The 18,647-nt window shown below is 47.8% G+C and carries 16 protein-coding genes; 2 read left to right on the top strand and 14 right to left on the bottom strand.

The window, feature by feature from the left end; genetic code table 11:
* Positions 1-3: 3 nt before the first annotated feature.
* The 6 genes from AC4OGX_RS07180 to AC4OGX_RS07205 all read right to left on the bottom strand — a co-directional run bounded on the left by AC4OGX_RS07180 (position 4) and on the right by AC4OGX_RS07205 (position 6,212).
* The gene (locus AC4OGX_RS07180) at positions 4-639 is read right to left on the bottom strand and encodes a class II aldolase/adducin family protein (RefSeq protein WP_493329442.1); all 636 of its coding nucleotides are present in this window, start codon (positions 637-639) and stop codon (positions 4-6) included.
* Between the two features lie 27 nt (positions 640-666).
* Positions 667-1,590, bottom strand: coding sequence for an ABC transporter permease (locus AC4OGX_RS07185; RefSeq protein ID WP_493329443.1), 924 nt, complete (start codon positions 1,588-1,590; stop codon positions 667-669).
* A 25-nt stretch (positions 1,591-1,615) separates the two neighbouring features.
* Entirely contained in the window at positions 1,616-2,707 is a 1,092-nt protein-coding gene (locus AC4OGX_RS07190) for an ABC transporter permease (RefSeq protein ID WP_493329444.1), read from the bottom strand.
* A complete protein-coding gene (locus AC4OGX_RS07195) occupies positions 2,704-4,233 on the bottom strand; it encodes an ABC transporter ATP-binding protein (protein ID WP_493329445.1) in 1,530 nt (509 codons plus the stop codon). Before AC4OGX_RS07195 ends, AC4OGX_RS07190 begins: the two co-directional genes overlap by 4 nt.
* Positions 4,234-4,251: 18 nt before the next feature.
* Positions 4,252-5,304 (bottom strand): BMP family ABC transporter substrate-binding protein, encoded by a 1,053-nt coding sequence (locus AC4OGX_RS07200; protein WP_493329446.1) that lies wholly within the window; start codon positions 5,302-5,304, stop codon positions 4,252-4,254.
* A 224-nt stretch (positions 5,305-5,528) separates the two neighbouring features.
* Positions 5,529-6,212 carry a Crp/Fnr family transcriptional regulator gene (locus AC4OGX_RS07205; RefSeq protein WP_493329447.1) on the bottom strand — a complete coding sequence of 228 codons (684 nt, stop codon included), beginning with the start codon at positions 6,210-6,212 and terminating at the stop codon, positions 5,529-5,531.
* A 100-nt stretch (positions 6,213-6,312) separates the two neighbouring features.
* Here AC4OGX_RS07205 and AC4OGX_RS07210 point away from each other — a divergent pair, with 100 nt between their 5' ends.
* Positions 6,313-7,497, top strand: a complete 1,185-nt coding sequence (locus AC4OGX_RS07210; RefSeq protein ID WP_493329448.1) for an adenosylhomocysteinase — start codon at positions 6,313-6,315, stop codon at positions 7,495-7,497.
* 140 nt (positions 7,498-7,637) lie between these two features.
* Here AC4OGX_RS07210 and AC4OGX_RS07215 read toward each other — a convergent pair whose 3' ends face one another.
* From AC4OGX_RS07215 to AC4OGX_RS07230, 4 genes are all read right to left on the bottom strand, one after another.
* Positions 7,638-8,825, bottom strand: coding sequence for an MFS transporter (locus tag AC4OGX_RS07215; RefSeq protein ID WP_493329449.1), 1,188 nt, complete (start codon positions 8,823-8,825; stop codon positions 7,638-7,640).
* An 87-nt stretch (positions 8,826-8,912) separates the two neighbouring features.
* Entirely contained in the window at positions 8,913-10,286 is a 1,374-nt protein-coding gene (locus tag AC4OGX_RS07220; protein ID WP_493329450.1) for an MATE family efflux transporter, read from the bottom strand.
* Positions 10,287-10,562: 276 nt separating this feature from the next.
* Positions 10,563-11,192: a cytidylate kinase-like family protein gene (locus tag AC4OGX_RS07225; protein WP_493329451.1), complete on the bottom strand. Its 630-nt coding sequence runs from the start codon at positions 11,190-11,192 to the stop codon at positions 10,563-10,565.
* Positions 11,193-11,469: 277 nt separating this feature from the next.
* On the bottom strand, positions 11,470-13,758 hold the full coding sequence (locus tag AC4OGX_RS07230; protein ID WP_493329452.1) for a glycoside hydrolase family 3 C-terminal domain-containing protein: 2,289 nt from the start codon (positions 13,756-13,758) through the stop codon (positions 11,470-11,472).
* A gap of 196 nt (positions 13,759-13,954) precedes the next feature.
* Between AC4OGX_RS07230 and AC4OGX_RS07235 the strand changes: the two genes are divergently transcribed.
* Positions 13,955-15,148: a helix-turn-helix domain-containing protein gene (locus AC4OGX_RS07235; protein ID WP_493329453.1), complete on the top strand. Its 1,194-nt coding sequence runs from the start codon at positions 13,955-13,957 to the stop codon at positions 15,146-15,148.
* 40 nt (positions 15,149-15,188) lie between these two features.
* On the opposite strand, the gene AC4OGX_RS07240 is transcribed toward AC4OGX_RS07235, so the two are convergent.
* The 4 genes from AC4OGX_RS07240 to AC4OGX_RS07255 all read right to left on the bottom strand — a co-directional run bounded on the left by AC4OGX_RS07240 (position 15,189) and on the right by AC4OGX_RS07255 (position 18,615).
* On the bottom strand, positions 15,189-16,079 hold the full coding sequence (locus tag AC4OGX_RS07240; RefSeq protein ID WP_493329454.1) for a sensor histidine kinase: 891 nt from the start codon (positions 16,077-16,079) through the stop codon (positions 15,189-15,191).
* 67 nt (positions 16,080-16,146) lie between these two features.
* Positions 16,147-16,953: an ABC transporter permease gene (locus AC4OGX_RS07245; protein ID WP_493329455.1), complete on the bottom strand. Its 807-nt coding sequence runs from the start codon at positions 16,951-16,953 to the stop codon at positions 16,147-16,149.
* Positions 16,946-17,866: an ABC transporter ATP-binding protein gene (locus AC4OGX_RS07250; RefSeq protein WP_493329456.1), complete on the bottom strand. Its 921-nt coding sequence runs from the start codon at positions 17,864-17,866 to the stop codon at positions 16,946-16,948. The genes AC4OGX_RS07245 and AC4OGX_RS07250 overlap by 8 nt, the downstream gene beginning before the upstream one ends.
* An 86-nt stretch (positions 17,867-17,952) precedes the next feature.
* Complete coding sequence (locus AC4OGX_RS07255) at positions 17,953-18,615, bottom strand: response regulator transcription factor (RefSeq protein WP_493329458.1); 663 nt, start codon at positions 18,613-18,615, stop codon at positions 17,953-17,955.
* Positions 18,616-18,647: the final 32 nt, after the last annotated feature.

The following is an 18,647-nucleotide window of genomic DNA, read 5'->3' on the forward strand; positions in this document are numbered from 1 at the left end:
TTCTTACTTATTATGAAAATAATTTTTTGCTAAATTCTTCATGACTGCAATCAGCTCCGGTTCTATGAGGTTCGGCTTGCCGATCTGCAGGCACAGCTGATAAATCTGAGCTGTCATTTCCAGTACCGTACAGCACCGAAACGCCATATCCATGGTCCCGCCCACACATACAGCGCCGTGGTTGGCCATAAGACACGCATTGTTTTCCACTCCCAGTGCCTGTATGACATGCTCCGCTAATTCCCTGGAACCGGGCAGGCCATATTTTGCAACGGGTACTTCTCCCCCGAACACCTGGGCGCTCTCGTCTATAATAGCCGGTATCGGCATGCCCAATACCGCGAACACTTGGGAATAGACCGGATGGGTATGAATGACCGCATTGACATCCGGCCTTTTTGCCAAAATACCAAGGTGCATCTCTTTTTCAATGGAAGGCTTTCTCACGCCCTCGATCTGATATCCGTCAGCGTCAAACACCACCACATCTTCCTCTATTAGTTTACTGTAGTCCATTCCGGAAGGAGTCAGATAAACCTTACCTGTCTGTGGATCACGGAGACTAATATTGCCCCACGTCTCCACCGTAAGCCCTTTGCCCAGCATTTTTCTGCCTGATTCAATCAAAATCTGTTTCATAGGATCCATAATCACACCTCACCTGTCTTATTTTATTTCTTCAAAATGTTTTCCTTCAAAGGCTGCTATGCCCCGGTTTCCTTTGACAAACATGAGCGCAATCACGGTCACGCAGTAGGGAAGCATACGCAGCAGCTGGGAAGGAATGTTCAAGTCCTGCAAAGACAGCTGTGCCGCATCCGCCAGTCCAAATAGAAAGCTTGCACCCAGAATGCCGACGGGGTTGCTGGAGCCAAGAGCGCAGATCACATTGGAAATATAACCTCTCTCGGAAGACATTCCCTCTACAAACATGTTCATCTGGCAGATCGAGAGAAACGCGCCCGCCAGACCGGCCAAAATGCCGCAGAGCAGCATACACATATACTTGTAACGGTTCACCTGAACGCCGGACGTGCTTGCAACGTAAGGGTTATTCCCAATGATACGGACACGCATGCCGAATTTCGTACGGAACAGCAAAAACCATGTAAGAGGCACAAGTAAAATTGCGACGTAGGTCACCAGAAACTGCCCGCTAAAGAGTGCTCCCACAATCGGGATGTCTGTCAGGAAGGGCAGATCCAGCCCTTTGACGGACTCCACCGACGGCGAGTTTGTTGATGATCCCCATAATGTCTGGAGGAAAATCCCAACCACTGCGGCAACCAGCATGTTAAGCCCCAGGCCTCCGATGATATGATTGACATGGAACCGGATGCAGAGCCAGGCGTTGAGCAGTGCCAGTGCAGAAGAAACTGCCACTCCCAGCAATAAACCAATCCATGGGCTCGCAGTGAAATAAGAACCGCAGACAGCCGAAAAAGCACCGATTGTAATCATGCCCTCAACCCCCAGCGGCATAATACCGCACCGGCTGGCAAACATACCGCCCACAGATGCCAACAATAATGGAGTACCCATGCGCATCGTTGCGCTTAAGGTCATCTCGATCAGTTTTAGAATATCCATAATAATCCACCTTTCTGCTGTACAGTCACTGCTGCGACCCGGATAATTGTTTGACTGCCTGTTTTGCATTGTTTCCCTTTTTATATTTCCATGATCCAAAGGATGAAGTAAGCTTCGGCGCGGCAATTAGGATAATGGACACCGCCTGAATGAGGTCCACAAACTCTTTTGGCGCCTTTGTCATAATATTCAGCCGGATGGAACCGGCCTTAAGACCGCCAAACAGAAGCGAGGACGCGATACATGCCAGTGGGCTGCCTCCCGCCAATGCGGAAACGGCAACACCGTCAAACCCAAATCCTGGCGAAAAGTTATTAATATAACGCCCCAGATATCCCAGCACATGGATCGCTCCACACAGTCCCGCAATTCCTCCGCTCAAAAACATGGTGCGATAAATAGTTTTATTAATATGAATGCCGGAAAAACGGGCAACCAGCGGGCTGCTGCCCACAATGTTCATTTCAAAGCCTGTGGCAGTACGCTGAAAGTAGAAATAGAGAACGACAGCCAGAGCCACTGCGATGAGGATGCCAATGGAAAGGTTGCTGCGCGCACTGAGCATAGGCAGCATAAGCTCTTCACTGACAGTGGCTGTCTGCGCCACATCCCCGGGGGTGCGTAAGGGACCGGATACAAAATAGCTGGTAATGTACGCAACAATAGAGTTCATCATGATAGAAGTAATAAACTCATGGGCATGAAACCGGATCTTCATAAATGCTATAAATGCGCCGCATAGGCCGCCTCCCAGAACCGCAGCCCCTATGGTCAGCAGTATATGGAGCAGCGGGGGCAGCCCCTGTACATATAAGCCTGTCAGTGTGGCGATAAATGCGCCGGTACAGAGCTGTCCTTCGATTCCGATGTTAATGAGTCCTGCTCTGATCGCCACGGTAAAGGCCAGACCTGTCATCAGAATAGGCGTCATACGGAATAACGTGCTAAGGAGCGCATTTGTATTGCCTAAAGATCCCTTTAAGATATATCCGAAGATATCCAGGGGAGAATAGCCGATGACCAGGATTATCACTGAAGTCACAGCGAAGGCTGCCAAAAGGGCAATACAAGGCTGAAGCATTTTCTTCCCGGCAGATACGATTCTTTGTTTACTCATAGTGATTTCCCTCCCTTTTCCAGCCTGCCGGTCAGCATCAGCATCCCCAGCTCCAGCTCTGTAAAATCATCACTTTTACCGTCGGCCACTATTTTTCCCTCATACATGACAATCAGTCTGTCCGACAGCGCCCGTACCTCGTCCAGATCCGCTGAAATGACCAGCGCGGCATTTCCCATATCGCGGTACTCAAATATCCGGCTGTGTATATTGTGAACGGCGCCAATGTCCACGCCACGGGTTGGCTGTGCAAAGATGGCAAAACGCGGCTTTCTGCTTAACACACGGGCCATGATCACCTTCTGCTGGTTGCCTCCGGACAGGCTGCTAATCGGTACATTGATAGAGGGTGCTTTGACCGCATATTTTTCTATGGCTTCTTTCGCAAACTGTTTCCACTGCTTTAATCGCAGAAAACCGTGCTTTGTCGCAAATGCTTCCGTCCTGTGATACCCCAGCACTACATTTTCACAGATACTTAAGGAAGGAACCATCCCTGTGGACAGGCGGTCCTCGGGAACCAAAGCAATCCCGCTGTCTATAATGGTTCTGGTATCTCCGCTCACTTTTTTGCCATAGAGATACAGATCCATTGTGTCCGGCTTAAGGTTTCCGCTGAGTGCCTCCTGTAATTGACGCTGTCCGTTGCCTTCAATGCCCGCCACGCCCACAATCTCGCCTTTAGCAATGTGAAAATTGATCTGATCCAATACCTTTTTCCCATTGACCGTATAATTCAGATTCTCCACCTTAACCGCAATCTCTTCGGAGACAATCTCACTGCGCTGTGTATAGTTCAGCGGAACATTACGTCCTACCATGAGATCGGCCAACATCTGCGGTGTCAGATTTTTGTTTTCCATATTTGTGGAAATCATTCGTCCATCGCGCATGACAGAAATCCGGTCTGCAATCTTTAAGCACTCCTTGAGTTTATGGGTAATCATCACAATACTTGTGCCCTGCGCTTTTAGGATGTCTATAATTTCAAAGAGAATCTCCACCTCCTGAGGTGTCAGCACCGCAGTGGGCTCGTCCAGAATGATGATTTTGGACTGCCGGTAAATGGTCTTTAGAATCTCAATGCGCTGTTTTTCTCCTACCGTCAGGTCACTGACCATGGCCAGCGGATCTATATCGAACCGCAATTTCTGAGCAAGCTCGTTTATTTTGCAGATAATTTTGCGCTTATCAAGCGTCAGACCGTTCACATCCTCAAAGCCCACCGCAATATTCTCATATACTGTCATGTTCTCCACCAGCATAAAGTGCTGGTGAACCATACCGATGCCGCAGGCAATAGCATCCCTGTTATGTTTGAAATGAACTTCCTTGTTATTAATCAGAATTTTACCACTGTCCGGCCGCATCATGCCGTACAAAATACGCATCAGCGTTGTCTTTCCAGCGCCATTTTCACCCAGCAGAACATGGGTCTGACCGCCTGTCAGCACAATGCCTGCATCGGTCAGGGCCTGCACGTCGCCAAAGCTCTTGCTGATGTGTTGAAGCTCTACCTTATTCATAATTACGTCCTCCGCTGCTTACTTGCAGTTTTCAGCGACCCACTGATCTATCTCCCCATATGTGGAAGGTAATTTCAGTTCACCGCTTGATATCTTATCAGCTGCTGCATATGCATCATCGATGATCTCCTGGGGTACATGCAAATTAGAATCTTCAAAATGCATTACAAACAAACCGCTCTTAATGCCGCCATATTTCGTCTGGGAATTCCACGTACCATCCTTCACAGCCTTGATGTCATCAAAAATCTGATTCTCAATGGGGTTCAGCGTGGAATGCGGCACAAGATCAGGAACCTCAGCATTGAGGTTTGTCGCCGCTCCGGTAACATAGCCGTCGTGCAGTTTAGCGGCGTTCAAAATACCAAATTTCGCCTTGCCGCAGAAATCCTGGATGATATCTGCCCCTTTGCTGTACTGGGCAATCGCCAGTTCCTGCGCCCTGTTGGTATCAACAAAATCCCCGACGACGCTGGTTAGCACCTCAACCTGACTGTCTGCGTACTTGGCACCGCAGATGTAGCCGACTACCGGTCTGGTTTGAGGTGGGATTTCCATGGCACTTATAATACCAATCACAGCCTGGTCATTGGCATTTGGCAGCGCATCCATGGTAGTGAGCCTGCTGTTCAGATAACCGGACATGAACAGGAACTCTTCCCAGATCGCGGATTGGCATGAGATATTATCCATGCTGACCTCAAAACTGTTGGCTGAAAACTTTTGCTCCGGAAAATATTTGGCAGCCTTCATAAGTGCTTCTTTTTGTTCCGCACCCAAAGCAATGATCAGATCGAACTCCTCAGAGCTTGCCAGCTCCATGAAGTAAGCATCGTAGTCACTGTACTCCTTTGGTTCAACATTCGTGTAGCTGACGCCCAGTTCTTTCTTTGCCCGTTTCAACGCAGCCAGACCGCTGTCGTTAATAGATTTGTCACCAAGCCCTGATATGGTGTGCACCAGCGCCACTTTTATCTGATCGTCTCCAGACTGATTCCCGTGTGCGCTGCATCCGCCTGTGTTCACCAGGACGATTGCCGTAAGCAGTACCATTATCAGTTTCTTCTTCATGGTTTTCACAAGTTTATTCCCCCTTGTCTTGTTATAGTATTTGTTTTAGAAACGCTGCACTCCCGTTTCCCGCCGACTTATATTTCGTTATTGAGTATATCATCACGCGCAAAATCATAATTATGACATTTGTCCTTCTTTTTTTCTTTTTTTAATAGATTCATATAAAAAATGCACAATGCCGTTCTATGAAAGTTCGGCATTGTGCACGATGAAACGATGTATTAAAGTTTGAAATTAATGAAGCCATCCGTCTGTTTTAATACTTTCAGTCCTCCCGGCACTTTTTGTACCATTCCTTCTGAAACCAGTTCGTCTAAGATCCTGCACATATGCCTGTAGCTTATTCCCAATTTCAGTGCTATCTCCGTGGGCTTAAAGGTGATCACATCGCCCTTTGCCGCCCGGCGGCATTCATCGATATACCCCAGGGTGCGTGACTTTGCATCATAAACCAGACTTTTGGACAGCCCCCGTGAACTCACATCCAGCTTCTCCATGGTCTTTGTGCAGATATACAATAGAAACTGTGCCCTGGAGGTTAAAACCTGCTGCACATAGCTGCTTGGGATCGCTATGACCTTGCCTGGCTTAAACATCTTCACATCATAATAGGACTTTTTTATCTCTGCAAGGTTCAGCAGCAATTCCAGGTCGCCGCAGACTTCCCCTGCATTCAAATAGTCTAATAAGGCCTGTTTACCGTCCTTTGAAAGTGGCAGAACCTGGGCGCATCCCGACAGAAATATATATAAGTATGCAGGCTTAACACCCGCGCGGGTCACATATTCACCGCGTTCAAATTCTGCTATAAAAATATGTTCCAAATCACAGGGATCAAAAATATGTTCCATATTGTACTTTTTCAAGCATTCCAAAATATATTTTTCAGATTCGTTTTTCTTCATTTTTTTCTCCAAAATGTAGACAGATGTCATGTCGGCTGATTACAAAATACATCTATACTGACTTCATCAAATATACAATATTGAAAGGAGACAACATCTTATGAAGTCTATAGTCAAAAACCCTGATCTAGCTGCAAGCGGTGCAGAGCGTATGAAATGGTTCCGGGAGAGAATGCCCATCGTGACCGCCTACAACGAACGTTTCAAGAAAGAGCAGACCTTCAAGGGAAAGGTGATCGCCACAACGATGCATATTGAACCCAAATCCGCCTATTGGATTGAAGGTTTACTGGCCGGAGGAGCAGAGCACATCTACTTTGTAGGCTATCTTGGTACAACCAAAGATGACACGGCCGCTTATCTGGCTTCCCTTCCCCGCATGACTGTCCTGGGTAAATCCGATGACACATACGAAGAACATCTGGCCAACTTGGACGCGGTTATCAATAACGGTAAGAAGATCGATCTTTTCTTGGACAACGGCGCTGCGTTCATCCTTGCCCACAAACGCAATAACCCGGGCTGGCTGCCGGATGGTGCCAACGAAGAGACCCGGTCCGGACGTCTTTATGTAGAACAGGAAAATTATGAGGCCCCCTACCCCATCGCCGTCATTGACGATTCCGCCCTGAAACGTCTGCTGGAAAATTACACAGGTGTCGGCCAGTCCATCGTAGACGGGTTTATGCGTGCCACAAGTCTGCTTGTGGGAGGGAAAAATGTCCTGGTATTCGGCTACGGATACTGCGGCTCCGGTGTCGCAGCCAAATTCAAAGGCTTAGGTGCCAATACCATGGTTTATGACAGTAACCCTCTCTACCAGCTCAAGGCAAAGGTGGATGGACATATTGTGGGCGAAAAGGAGGAGCTCATCGCCCGTGCAGATGTCATTATAACGGTTACAGGCAGCTTCGGTGTCATCACAGCGGACCATATCCCGATATTCAAAAATAAAGTGATTTTAGCAAATGCAGGCTGCCTTGGCTTTGAAATTGACTTAAAGGGGCTTGTCGAAAAAGCCGACAGCAAAACCAGCCTGCGGTCCAACATCGATAAATACACATACGGCGAGAAAGATATCTATGTTCTGTCCAACACCCACGCCCTGAATCTGGCATCGGCGGACGGCAATCCTATTGAGATTATGGACCTTGGACTTGCGCTGCAGGCCGGATGCGCCGAGCGTATTGTCAAAGCACCAGAGACCCTTGTCAACGGGCTGCAGAACGTCCCGGACGATATCAGCCTGGAGGTTTGCAAAATGTCCCTGGAGGCACAGAAGTAACGCTCCACTTTCTGAGGTCCTTACATGGTATCTTCTTTGATTCCCATTATAATTGGACGCTAAATCAATGTCAATTGAATATGAAAAGGCATTATGCCCCCTCTGGTCTGGTGAGTCAGGCCAGAGGGGGCATCTCTGATTTATACCGCTTTTTTCTGATGCTTCTCTGCCTTAAAAAGAAAGACCGCGCCGATGCAGACCGGAAAGATAATCGCCGCAAGCAGGCCGCCCTTTAATCCCCATTTCCCGGCATGGTCTGCCACGATCCCGACGATTCCCGGGCCGGACATACATCCGGCATCCCCTGCAAGAGCCAAAAATGCAAAGAGCGCTGTTCCTCCCTGAGTGCATTCCCGCGCAGCTATGCTGAATGTCCCTGGCCACATGATTCCAACAGAAAGACCGCAGAGTGCACATCCTAACAGGCTGATGACCGGAACCGGCGCAAAAACTGCCAGCAGGTAGCTTATGATACATAGCATGCTGCTTAGATACATAAATTTTTCCAACCGGATCTTCTCACCGCACTTTCCATAGAAAACACGGGAGATCCCCATCAATATAGCAAAAGAGCATGGCCCCAAAAGGTCGCCCATGGTCTTTGACACATGCAGGCTGCTCTCGGCAAAAAAGGATGCCCACTGGGACATTGCCTGTTCTGAGGCCCCTGCGCATAACATCAGGACCACGAAGAGCCAGAACACCCGCATAGACAAGAGCTTTCTAACCGGGATACGGTCCTCTTCCTCTACCAGTACACGGATCGGTACCTTCATAAAGGCAAATGCATTCAAAAACGGCACAACTGCCCATAACATAGGAAGAACTCTCCAGTTCTCCATACCGATCAAATGAAATCCAACCGTGGACAGGATCACAACTCCCACATGGCCGAAGCAGTAAAAAGAATGCAGAAGGCTCATAGCCTTTTCCTTTTCTTTGCTCGGGGCTGCCTCCACGATCGGACTCGCCAGAACCTCAAGAAGTCCTCCTCCGACCGCGTTGAAAAAGATTGCGGCCATCAAGCCCACATAAGGCGAAGGGAAGAGAAACGGAAAGATCCCCATTCCCACCAGGCCTGCCGCCGCCATAAAATGTGCGAGTACCATACTGAAACGGTATCCGATCTTATCCACATATTTCGCCGCCAGCAGATCCACGATCAGCTGGATCCCGAAATTTAAAGTAATCAGGAATCCAATTCTTTCAACAGAAATAGAAAACTGTTTTTGAAATGTTAAAAATAAAAGCGGGCCTAAGTTGTTCACGATCGCCTGCGTGATAAAGCCCACATAGCAGGCATAGATCGTATGTTTATATGATTTCATCGTGTCATAAAATGACGGCCGGAATCCTTTTATCCCCGGCCGTTTTCCTTTCTTTAAATCTGATATGTAATATCTGTACTCTCCTGCCTAATCCCCCAGTGCCTTTTTCTTCCAGCGCCCTGCACGGTAGCAGAGAAATGTGATACATGCCCCCAGGATCCAGGATATCAAAAGTGAAACAAAGATACAGACACTGTTCCCGTTCGGATGCTGAGGTGATCTTGTCAGATACGCCAGGCCGTATGCCAGCGGCACACGGATCACGACTGTCGTCACCATCGAGATCCACATTGGAGTCACCGTATCCCCGGCGCCCCTCATCACACCTGACAGGCACTGCGTCACTTCCATTGCAATATAACCGACAGCCAGGATCTTCATCATCGTGAAGCTCAAATCCACCAGTTCCGGGGTCGATGTAAAAATCGCCATCAGATACTTGCCAAAAAGCAGAATCAGCATTGTAATCACCGTGGAAGTCGCTACAGCGATCCCGGTTCCCTGCCTTGCCCCCTGTACCACCCGGTCCATTCTTTTCGCTCCCACATTCTGCCCGGCATAGGTCGTCATTGCAGTTCCAAAGGAAAAGGCGGGCATCATGGCAAATCCATCCACACGCATGACAATGACATTCGCCGCGATAAACATTTCCCCAAAACTATTCGTCAAAGACTGGACCACGATCATGGACAAGGAAAAGATCGCCTGTGTGACACCTGACGGCAGTCCCAGCCGGATCAAATCCCACATATACTTCTTTTCCGGCGCCAGATAATCCTTCTTCATGTCAAAGACCTCTTTCATCCTGCATAGCTTTAAGAAAGATAACACTGCCGATACCATCTGTGCGATCACCGTTGCAAGCGCCACACCGGCAACACCCATCCCGAACTTCGCTACAAAAACATAATCCAGCACAATGTTGATGACGGTCGCTACCAACAGATATAAAAGGGCGGACACCGAATCTCCCAGCCCCCTTAAAATTCCGCCCAGGATGTTATAAAAGGCACATCCTATAATCCCCATAAATAAGATCATCAGATAGGAATTGCACCATCCAATGATCGAATCAGGCGTATTTAAAAGCCGAAGGAGCGGCATCGTCACAAACGGTGTGACTGCCATGACAAGAATGGTCGTAATGATCGTCAGCGTGATACAGCAGCCGATGGTCTTCGACAGCTCCTCCCGCTGCTTTGCTCCAAAATACTGGGATACCATGATCCCGACTCCCACGGAGATTCCGACGAACAATACAAGCAGCAGATTCAGGATCGGACCTGCACTTCCGACTGCAGCCAGTGCATTATCTCCCACAAACCGCCCTACAATAATACTGTCCACTGTATTATATAACTGCTGCGCAATATTTCCGATCAGCATAGGGATCGTAAAAGCCACGATCCGCTTCCCCGGACTTCCTTGCGTCATATCCACCGGGGCAAATAATTTCTTCATACCAGTTAACATGAATAACCCTCTCTTTTTCCTTCTCTATCTGTACACACTGTTAATATTTTACCCCATAAACAGGGAGATTGTCCAGCATACAATTAACATACTTAAAACAAATCAGGGTACTGCTATCGTACATGCGGCTGTGATTTTCGATGCTGTTTCCCCTGCCCGTAAAAGAGGTGCGGCTGTGATCTTCCCATCACAGCTGCACCTCTTTTAAGCTTTCCTGTATCTTATCTGTATCCAAAACCAGCTTTGTCAGTCTTACGGCCAGGTCTAGTCTTGTGTCATCCCCCGATAAATCATCTCCAGATCTTTCACTACCCGGTCCATTCCCAGTCTGCTCACATTCAGGATGATGTCATGGGATGTGATGTCACCCCAGTCTTTTCCTGTATAGGTCTCATAGTAGTAACGCCGCTCCCTGTCGATCTTCCTGATCTTGTCTGCTGCCTTCTTATCCGTCAGATCATAAAGCTTTGCGATCCTTTTAATCCTGTCTTCCTTATCCGCACAGATGAAAACATTCAGACTTTCTGCGTGATCCTTCAATGCATGATCCGCACATCTTCCGACAAATACCGCAGGTCCTTTCTTTGCTAACTCACGTATGATCGCTGACTGCATATAAAACATCTTGTCATTGATCGGCTCTAAGTAATCTACATTGCCAATATAAGGCACTACCGTTGCCGGAGAAAAAGTATAGGAAGCCAGGAATTTGCTCAGAGTTGTCTCATCTACCGCTTCCGCCGTTTCTTCACTGATATCCAGTTTCTTTGCTGCCATTTCGACCAATTGTTTGTCATATAATGGCAAATTTAAGCTTTTCGCAAGTCTTGAACCCACTTCACGTCCGCCACTGCCGAATTGACGTCCAATCGTTATCATTACATTCTTTGACATAATCAACAACTCCTTCCTTCTATCCTTAGTGCCCACTCTTTTTTACACCTTTATTATACTTTTTCTGACAGACTTTAACAAGCCAATTCTTTGAATTCACAGATTTTTTAACAACTTTTTAGCAAATATTCAGCCATGCAGTCCTATTTACAGAATCTATGCACGAAAGCCTGCTTACTGAGCTTAGGTTCTTCAAATATAACGTTTAGCCGAAGCAAAAAGAAGCTGCTCTGCTGCAGATCCAAGCTTGCATGGCTGAATCATTATATCTTCTATGTTATGAGTTCAGCGCCTGGAGCAGCTGCTCTAACATCTCCTTCTTCACACCTGGCACAAAGCTGAGTATCTGACGCAGAGGCATTCCTTCCATCATCGCTGCCACCATCTCATTGCTGATCGCTCCGCTTTCATCCTGTGCCCCTTCTGCCATGGCCTGCGCAGGTCCCCCTGCTGTCAGGGCTTTCATGGACTGTTCCAGGATCATTTTGCCCTTCGGGTCTGCCATGATCTCACCCATGGTGGAATTGATGGTAAATACTTTCGGAATCACGGTTTCTGATTCTACCTGCACACTGTCTTTCAGGATGATCTCCTGTGCGGACTTTCCGATCTGGATCTCATAGTCGCCGCTCTCCACATGCCAGTCATGGATCTGCACACTCCAGTAAGCAAAGGCACGTTTGTCTAATGTAAAGCTGACGGTCTTTGTCTCTCCCGGTTCTAATGCAATCTTGTCAAATCCGCGCAGTTCTCTGACCGGACGTTTCATTTTGCTTTCTTTTGCAGACACATAGAGCTGTACCACTTCTTTTCCGGCACAGGAGCCTGCGTTAGTCACATCTACGGAAACGGTGAGTTTTCCACTCTCTTTGATCTCCTTCTGGTCAAGCACCAGATTGCTGTACTCAAAGGTTGTATAGGACAGGCCGTATCCGAACGGGAATAAGACCTTCATATCCTTTGACGCATAGTAACGGTATCCTGTGAACACACCTTCTGAATATACGGACTTATCATACTCTCCGCCATAGGTCAGATAGCATGGCGTATCTTCCAGACGCAGCGGGAATGTCTCCGCAAGCCTTCCGCTTGGGTTGACCTTTCCATACAGGACATTTACAACTGCACCGCCTACAGCCTGGCCTCCAAGGTAAGCCTCTACCACCCCTTTCACACGGTCGATCCACGGCATCTCAACCGGGGAACCATTATGTAACACGACCACGGTATTCGGCTGCACCTCTGATACAGCCTCGATCAGACGGTTCTGGCAGTCCGGCATTCTCATGTGCTTCCGGTCATATCCTTCTGATTCAAAGCTGTCCGGCAGTCCGGCAAAAATAACGGCTGTATCTGCATTCTTTGCTGCCTCTACCGCCTCTTTCAAAAGAGCCTCATCTGTCTCATCCTCTGCGTCATCAAACCCTTTTACATAGACTGGCTTTACACCCTCTTCCCATGCATTGACAGCCTCCACTGCAGATTCTACCTTGAACGTGTTGATATGGGAGCTTCCGCCGCCCTGAAATCTTGGCGCCTCCGCATATTTTCCAATAAATACAGCTTTTGTTTCTTTCTTTAACGGCAGGATATCCTCTTCATTTTTCAGAAGAACAATACATTCCTCCTCAATTTTTCTTGCACTCTCATGATCCTTCTCGTAATCAAAGACCGCTTCTTTGTCACGGTTCTCTTCAAAACGATAAACAATATTCAGGATTCTCTCACATGCCTGATCCAGCACTTCCTCTGCAAGTGTTCCGTCTTTCACTGCTGCCACGATCTCTGCATCCGTAATACCAGAGGATGCCGGCATTTCCAGCTCACAGCCTGCCTTTAAAGCAGATACACGGTCATTCATTGCACCCCAGTCAGTCATCACATATCCGTCAAAGCCCCACTCGTCTCTGAGGATGTCTGTAAGGATCTCCTTATTTTCACAGAGGTAGGTTCCATTTAATCTATTGTAAGAATTCATGATGGTCCATGGCTTTTCCTTTTTCACCATGCCCTCAAAGGATGCCAGGTAAATCTCCCGCATAGTCCTTTCATCCATCTCCGAAGAGCTGGTCATCCGGTGGTATTCCTGGTTGTTTGCCATAAAGTGCTTCGGACTTGTGCCGACATTCCTGCTCTGCACGCCATGTACAAACGCACCTGCGATTTCTGTGGATAAAAACGGATCCTCTGAATAGTACTCAAAATTCCTTCCGCACAGCGGGGAACGCTTGATGTTCATCGCAGGCCCAAGAACAGTGCTGACTCCTTCTGCCTGGCATTCTTCTCCGATGGACTCTCCCAAAAACTCTACCGTTTCACGGCTAAAGCTGGATGCGGTAGCGCACCCTGCCGGGAAACATACTGCCTTAATACTATCATTTACTCCCAGGTGATCTGCTTTATCATCCTGCTTGCGGAGTCCGTGAGGTCCGTCACTCACCATAACAGCAGGAATCCCCAGGCGCTCTACCCCTTTTGTATGCCAAAAATCAGCGCCGGAACATAAGCCCGCTTTTTCTTCTAAGGTCATCTGTCCAATTAACTCTTTTAATTTCTGCTTTTCCATGTTAATAACTCCCTTTCTACTGGTTTACTGGTTATTTCGGTTCGCAACAGCAAAATGCATCGAAGGAACGTTTTTCGAATGGTGCGCATGAACTGTTACTACTGCTTTTTATAAGATATCATACGCCGCGTCAATAGTATTGTAATTTCAATCATAATATTGTAAAATTAAGCAACACCCAAAAGGAGGTCCTCATATGATTGAAAACCTGAAAGAATTCTGCCGTCTGTTTTATGCATCTACATTTATCCCCATAAGTGTGTGCCAAACCCCCGATCTGGTGGAGTTCTCTTATCCCACGGATCACGACCATATCCGCGAGATCAGTTCCACACTGCCGGGTATGCTTACCTTCCGCAGGAATCCGGATTACTTTTTGCTGCAGTCCTTCTGCTATTTTGGATATGTCAAAATCGAAAACAGTACAAGATACCTGATCATCGGACCTGTTTTCAGCGTGCCGGTCACAGACAATACGATCCGCATGTTCATGAAGGAGTGTACGATTTCTGCGAAATACAAAGATCAGATCACCAACTTTCTGACCAATACCCCGCAGATCTCCTTCAACCAGTTCACCCAGACGCTGGCATTTTTCCATCTTTCACTGAACAATCAGACCGTGGATCTGTCACGTCATTTTCACCTGGATGATACACCAACACCAGAAGAGATCTCAGTACTTCATTCCAACCGGATCCATGAGGCAAAGGAAGACCAGATCTTCCATAATACCTATGCCTTTGAACGGCAGTATCTGGAATGTGTGAAGAATGGAGAGACCATGCGTATCAAACGCCTCCTGGACTCTGCAGGGAAACGGCTGATCACCGGGAAGATCGCTGATACGCGTCTACAAAATGAAAAGAATCTGATGATCGCCTGTGTCACGCTCACAACAAGGGCCGCGATCGCCGGAGGTATGGACATCGAGCAGGCCTACCAGCTCAGTGACGTGTATATCAATGAGGGGGAAAAGATGCAGAGTGTGGAGGCTTTGTCCACCCTGCAGCGCACCATGATCTTTGACTTTTCCGAGAGGGTGGCCAAAAGCAGGCTTCCGAATGGTCTTTCAAAAGAGATCTCCGATTGTGTCCAGTTCATCTCCCGGCATACAAATGAACTGATCCGGGTGGATGATGTGGCCGCATTTGCCGGAAAAAGCCGTTCCTACATCAGCCAGAGATTCAAAAAAGAGCTGGGCTTTGATATCAGCAGCTTTATCATGAGATGTAAGCTGGAGGAGGCGAAGAGCCTGCTCACATTTTCCGATATGACGTTAAGTGAGATCAGCAATTACCTCTGCTTTTCCAGCCAGGCCTATTTCCAGAATGTATTTAAGAAAAAATACGGCCTGACTCCGATGCAGTACCGGAATCAGACCATATAGTCTCTATATTCGTATTTATTTTGCCATCTATACTCAGAGTTTACTTGGCTGCAGGAAGAAAGGTGACAGAAACCGCCAGTTCTTTTTCTAACGTAAGCCCGGCCTCGGCCGTGCCGCCCATGCGTTCACAAAGCTCCTTTACGATCGCAAGGCCCAGCCCGGAAGATCCTCTTTTGCGGGTCTTATCCGCCTTATAAAACCGGTCAAACAAGCGTTCCACATCCATGGATGCCGTCTCTTCTACCGGGTTGATAAAGGAAATCGTGGTGCCGCTCTGTACAATGCGAAGTCCTCCTGCACCATGCAGGAGGGCGTTGTTGATCAGATTGCGAAAGATGCGCGCCAGCACTTCCGGGGCTGCAAATACACAGACTGCCTCATTTTCAAACCGGATCTTTGGTTCGATCTGTTTTTCCTCAAATACATGATACATGCTGACCATGCAGTCACTCAAGACCGGGAATACGGCCGTGTCCTTACAATCCAGCGAAAACTCCTCACTGGTCAGCTTTGTATAGAGAAACAGCTCTTCCAGCATCTCTTTTAATTCCCCGATCCGCTTTTCGATGATCGTCTCATACCGAAGCTGCTTTTCAGACTTGGTATCCTCTTTCAGCATCTGCAGATAGCCGGATGCACTCGTAAGGGGGGTGCGGATATCATGGGCGATGTCTGAGACGGACTGTTTTAGCTGATTCTGTGCGCGGATGTACTTCCGCTCTCTTGTGCGGGACTTGGAAAATATATGGTTTAACTTCTGATATAGCTGCACAAATGCCCGGTTTCTCGTGTTCGTCGTCAGCTCCACCTGACTCCCTGCCTCCAGCTGGTCAAGCTGGTCCTTAAGGTGATGCACCTCTCTGATATAGAGAATGAGCAATGCCGCCAATATGATGATCGTAATGATAAGCACCGCGATGAAAGCAGTCATTCTCATTCCCCCCTTTCAATTTCCCGCTGAATCAGCGTCACTGTTCATAACCATGATCAGTGACGAATCAGATATCCCTGCGGGACAGCACGATCTTACTGATTACAGTGTAGATCACAAGAAATACAACTCCTGTCACCCACGCTCTGTGAGGATATGTTCCCTGAAAAGCGGTCTTGAGTGAAGCAAGATTTATATACAGGCTGAACTCCATGATCTTCTGCAGACCGAACAGATTGAGTACTGCATTTAGAATCATCACGATCAGCCCGCCGTTCAGGCAGATCGCCGCAGCAGCACCTGCCGCCTTACTGCGTGTCACGATACAGATCAGCAGTGTAAGTGCTGAGAATCCATTGGTCACCATCCAGGTGGAAAATAAATAGAACAGGATATCTTCCGTCCTGGACCAGGCAAAAATCCCACCACTTAAGCCGTTTAATAAAAGTGTCACCAAAAACGTTCCCGCCAGATACAGGAAATTAACCAGAACCAGGCAGCTTATTTTGCTCAGAATATAATCCCATTTATTTTCATGTGAAGACAAGATGTTTTTTATAAACCCGCTGTCAAAATCTGTACATACAAGCAGTGCCGCGAATACTCCGATAGCCACAGAAAAGAATCCTCCCTGAATAGCTCCCTGGCAGAAGACATCCAGGATCGTAGTAAGTGATAACGCCTCCTCCATCTTTGAGATATCGGTCGAAAGCTGAGCGCCGTAATGCAGAAGAAAACTTCTTAAGTCCGGATTCATAAGGACGATCAGTATCCCAAAGGTCAGGATGTTGCACAGAATTAAAGCCCCCAGGCAGATATAAAAGCTTTTACTGTGGAAAATACGGTATAAATCCATTCGAATAAGATTAAGCATTCTGTGCACCCCCTTCCATCAGATCCAGGAAATACTCTTCCAGATCCATCCGGTGCAGGCTGCTGGACTGAACTGCAATACCATTCTGTACAAGCAGAGTAGTCAAAGGTGCTGACTCCTGAAAATCGAACACATGGAGCTGGTTCCTGCCAAATACCTCGTAACCGGCATCCGGATAATATTCTGATAAAAGGGCAGCCGTCCTGTCGGCATCGTCTACTTTAAGATCCAGATAATCCCTGCACTGCTCTTCCAGCTTCTTCCGGGAGATCTGACGGATCAATTCCCCGTCCTTGATGATCCCGTACCGGGTGGCAAGCTTGCTCAGCTCGCCTAAGATATGGGAACTGATAACGATCGTCTTCCCTGCCTCCTCATTCAGCCGGATCAGGCATTCCCTGACTTCCCTGATCCCTTCCGGATCGAGACCGTTGATCGGCTCATCGAGTATAAGAAGATCCGGATTTCCAAGGAGTGCCATGGCGATTCCCAGCCTCTGCCTCATTCCCATGGAAAACTGTCTGACCTTTTTCTTTCCTGCATGGGAGAGGCTTAACAGCTCCAGGATCGCATCCACACTGCTTAAATCGGCAAGCCCCAGGCACTTTGCATTTAAAATCATGTTCTCCCTGGCGGTCATATGGGGGTAAAGCCCCGGCTCCTCGATCAGCATCCCCACTCTGCGGCGGGCATTTTGATTCTTCACAGGCGCCCCATAGAGAGAGATTTCCCCCTCTGTAGGGTGTACAAGTCCGCAGCACATCTTTAAGGTGGTAGACTTGCCGGAACCATTCCGGCCGATAAATCCATAGATGTCCCCTGTCCTTACTTCCATATTGAGATGGCTTACTGCGGCTTTTGCGCCGTATATCTTACTTAAATTATTCGTTTTGACTGCATATTCTGTATTCATGGCAGCTCCTTTCTTTGCTTTGAAGTTCATCCTTTGCTGTTATCTACAGTGTAACGGTGCAGGATTCAAAAATCGCAAAGAAAAGGTTAAGAAAGTTTAAAGCCCATCCCCCATACAGTCTGGATATAGGAATCTGTCCCCGTAGGTTTTAACTTGGATCGGATGTTGCTGATGTGTACGTTGATCGTCTTATCTTCTATATAATACTCGTCTCCCCAGGCGTATTCATAGATAATCTGCTTGGTAAATACCTTCTTCGGATGCTTACAGAGCAGTTCCAGGATCTTGAATTCATGCTTTGTAAAATCGATGTTCTTCCCCGCCACATTCATCTCCTGTGTCTCCGGGTCCAGTGTCCATTCCTTATAACGGAGAACACTTTTGGATTCGAATGTCTGCGTATTACGGAGCTGGACCTGGATGCGTACAAGCAGCTCGCGCAGGTCAAAGGGTTTGCAGATATAGTCACTGGCGCCTGAGGAAAGCAGTTCCACCTTACTGTCCAGTTCATTCTTCGCCGAGAGGACGATCACCGGGACTTTCCCCGCAAAGGTATGGATCAGTTCCTCTCCCGTCTGCCCCGGAAGCATCAGGTCTAAAAGGATCAGGTCATAGTGCTCCATCTGAAAGCGCAGCGCCCCCTCTGTCCCGGAAAATGCCTGGGTGCAGGCGTAGCCGCTGTCGTTAAGATACTCGCAGATCATGTTGTTGATATTGGGGTCGTCCTCTATGATTAAAATCGACTGCATTGGTGTACTCCTATTCATTTCTCATTTTTAAG

This window comes from Faecalicatena sp. (assembly GCF_058819085.1).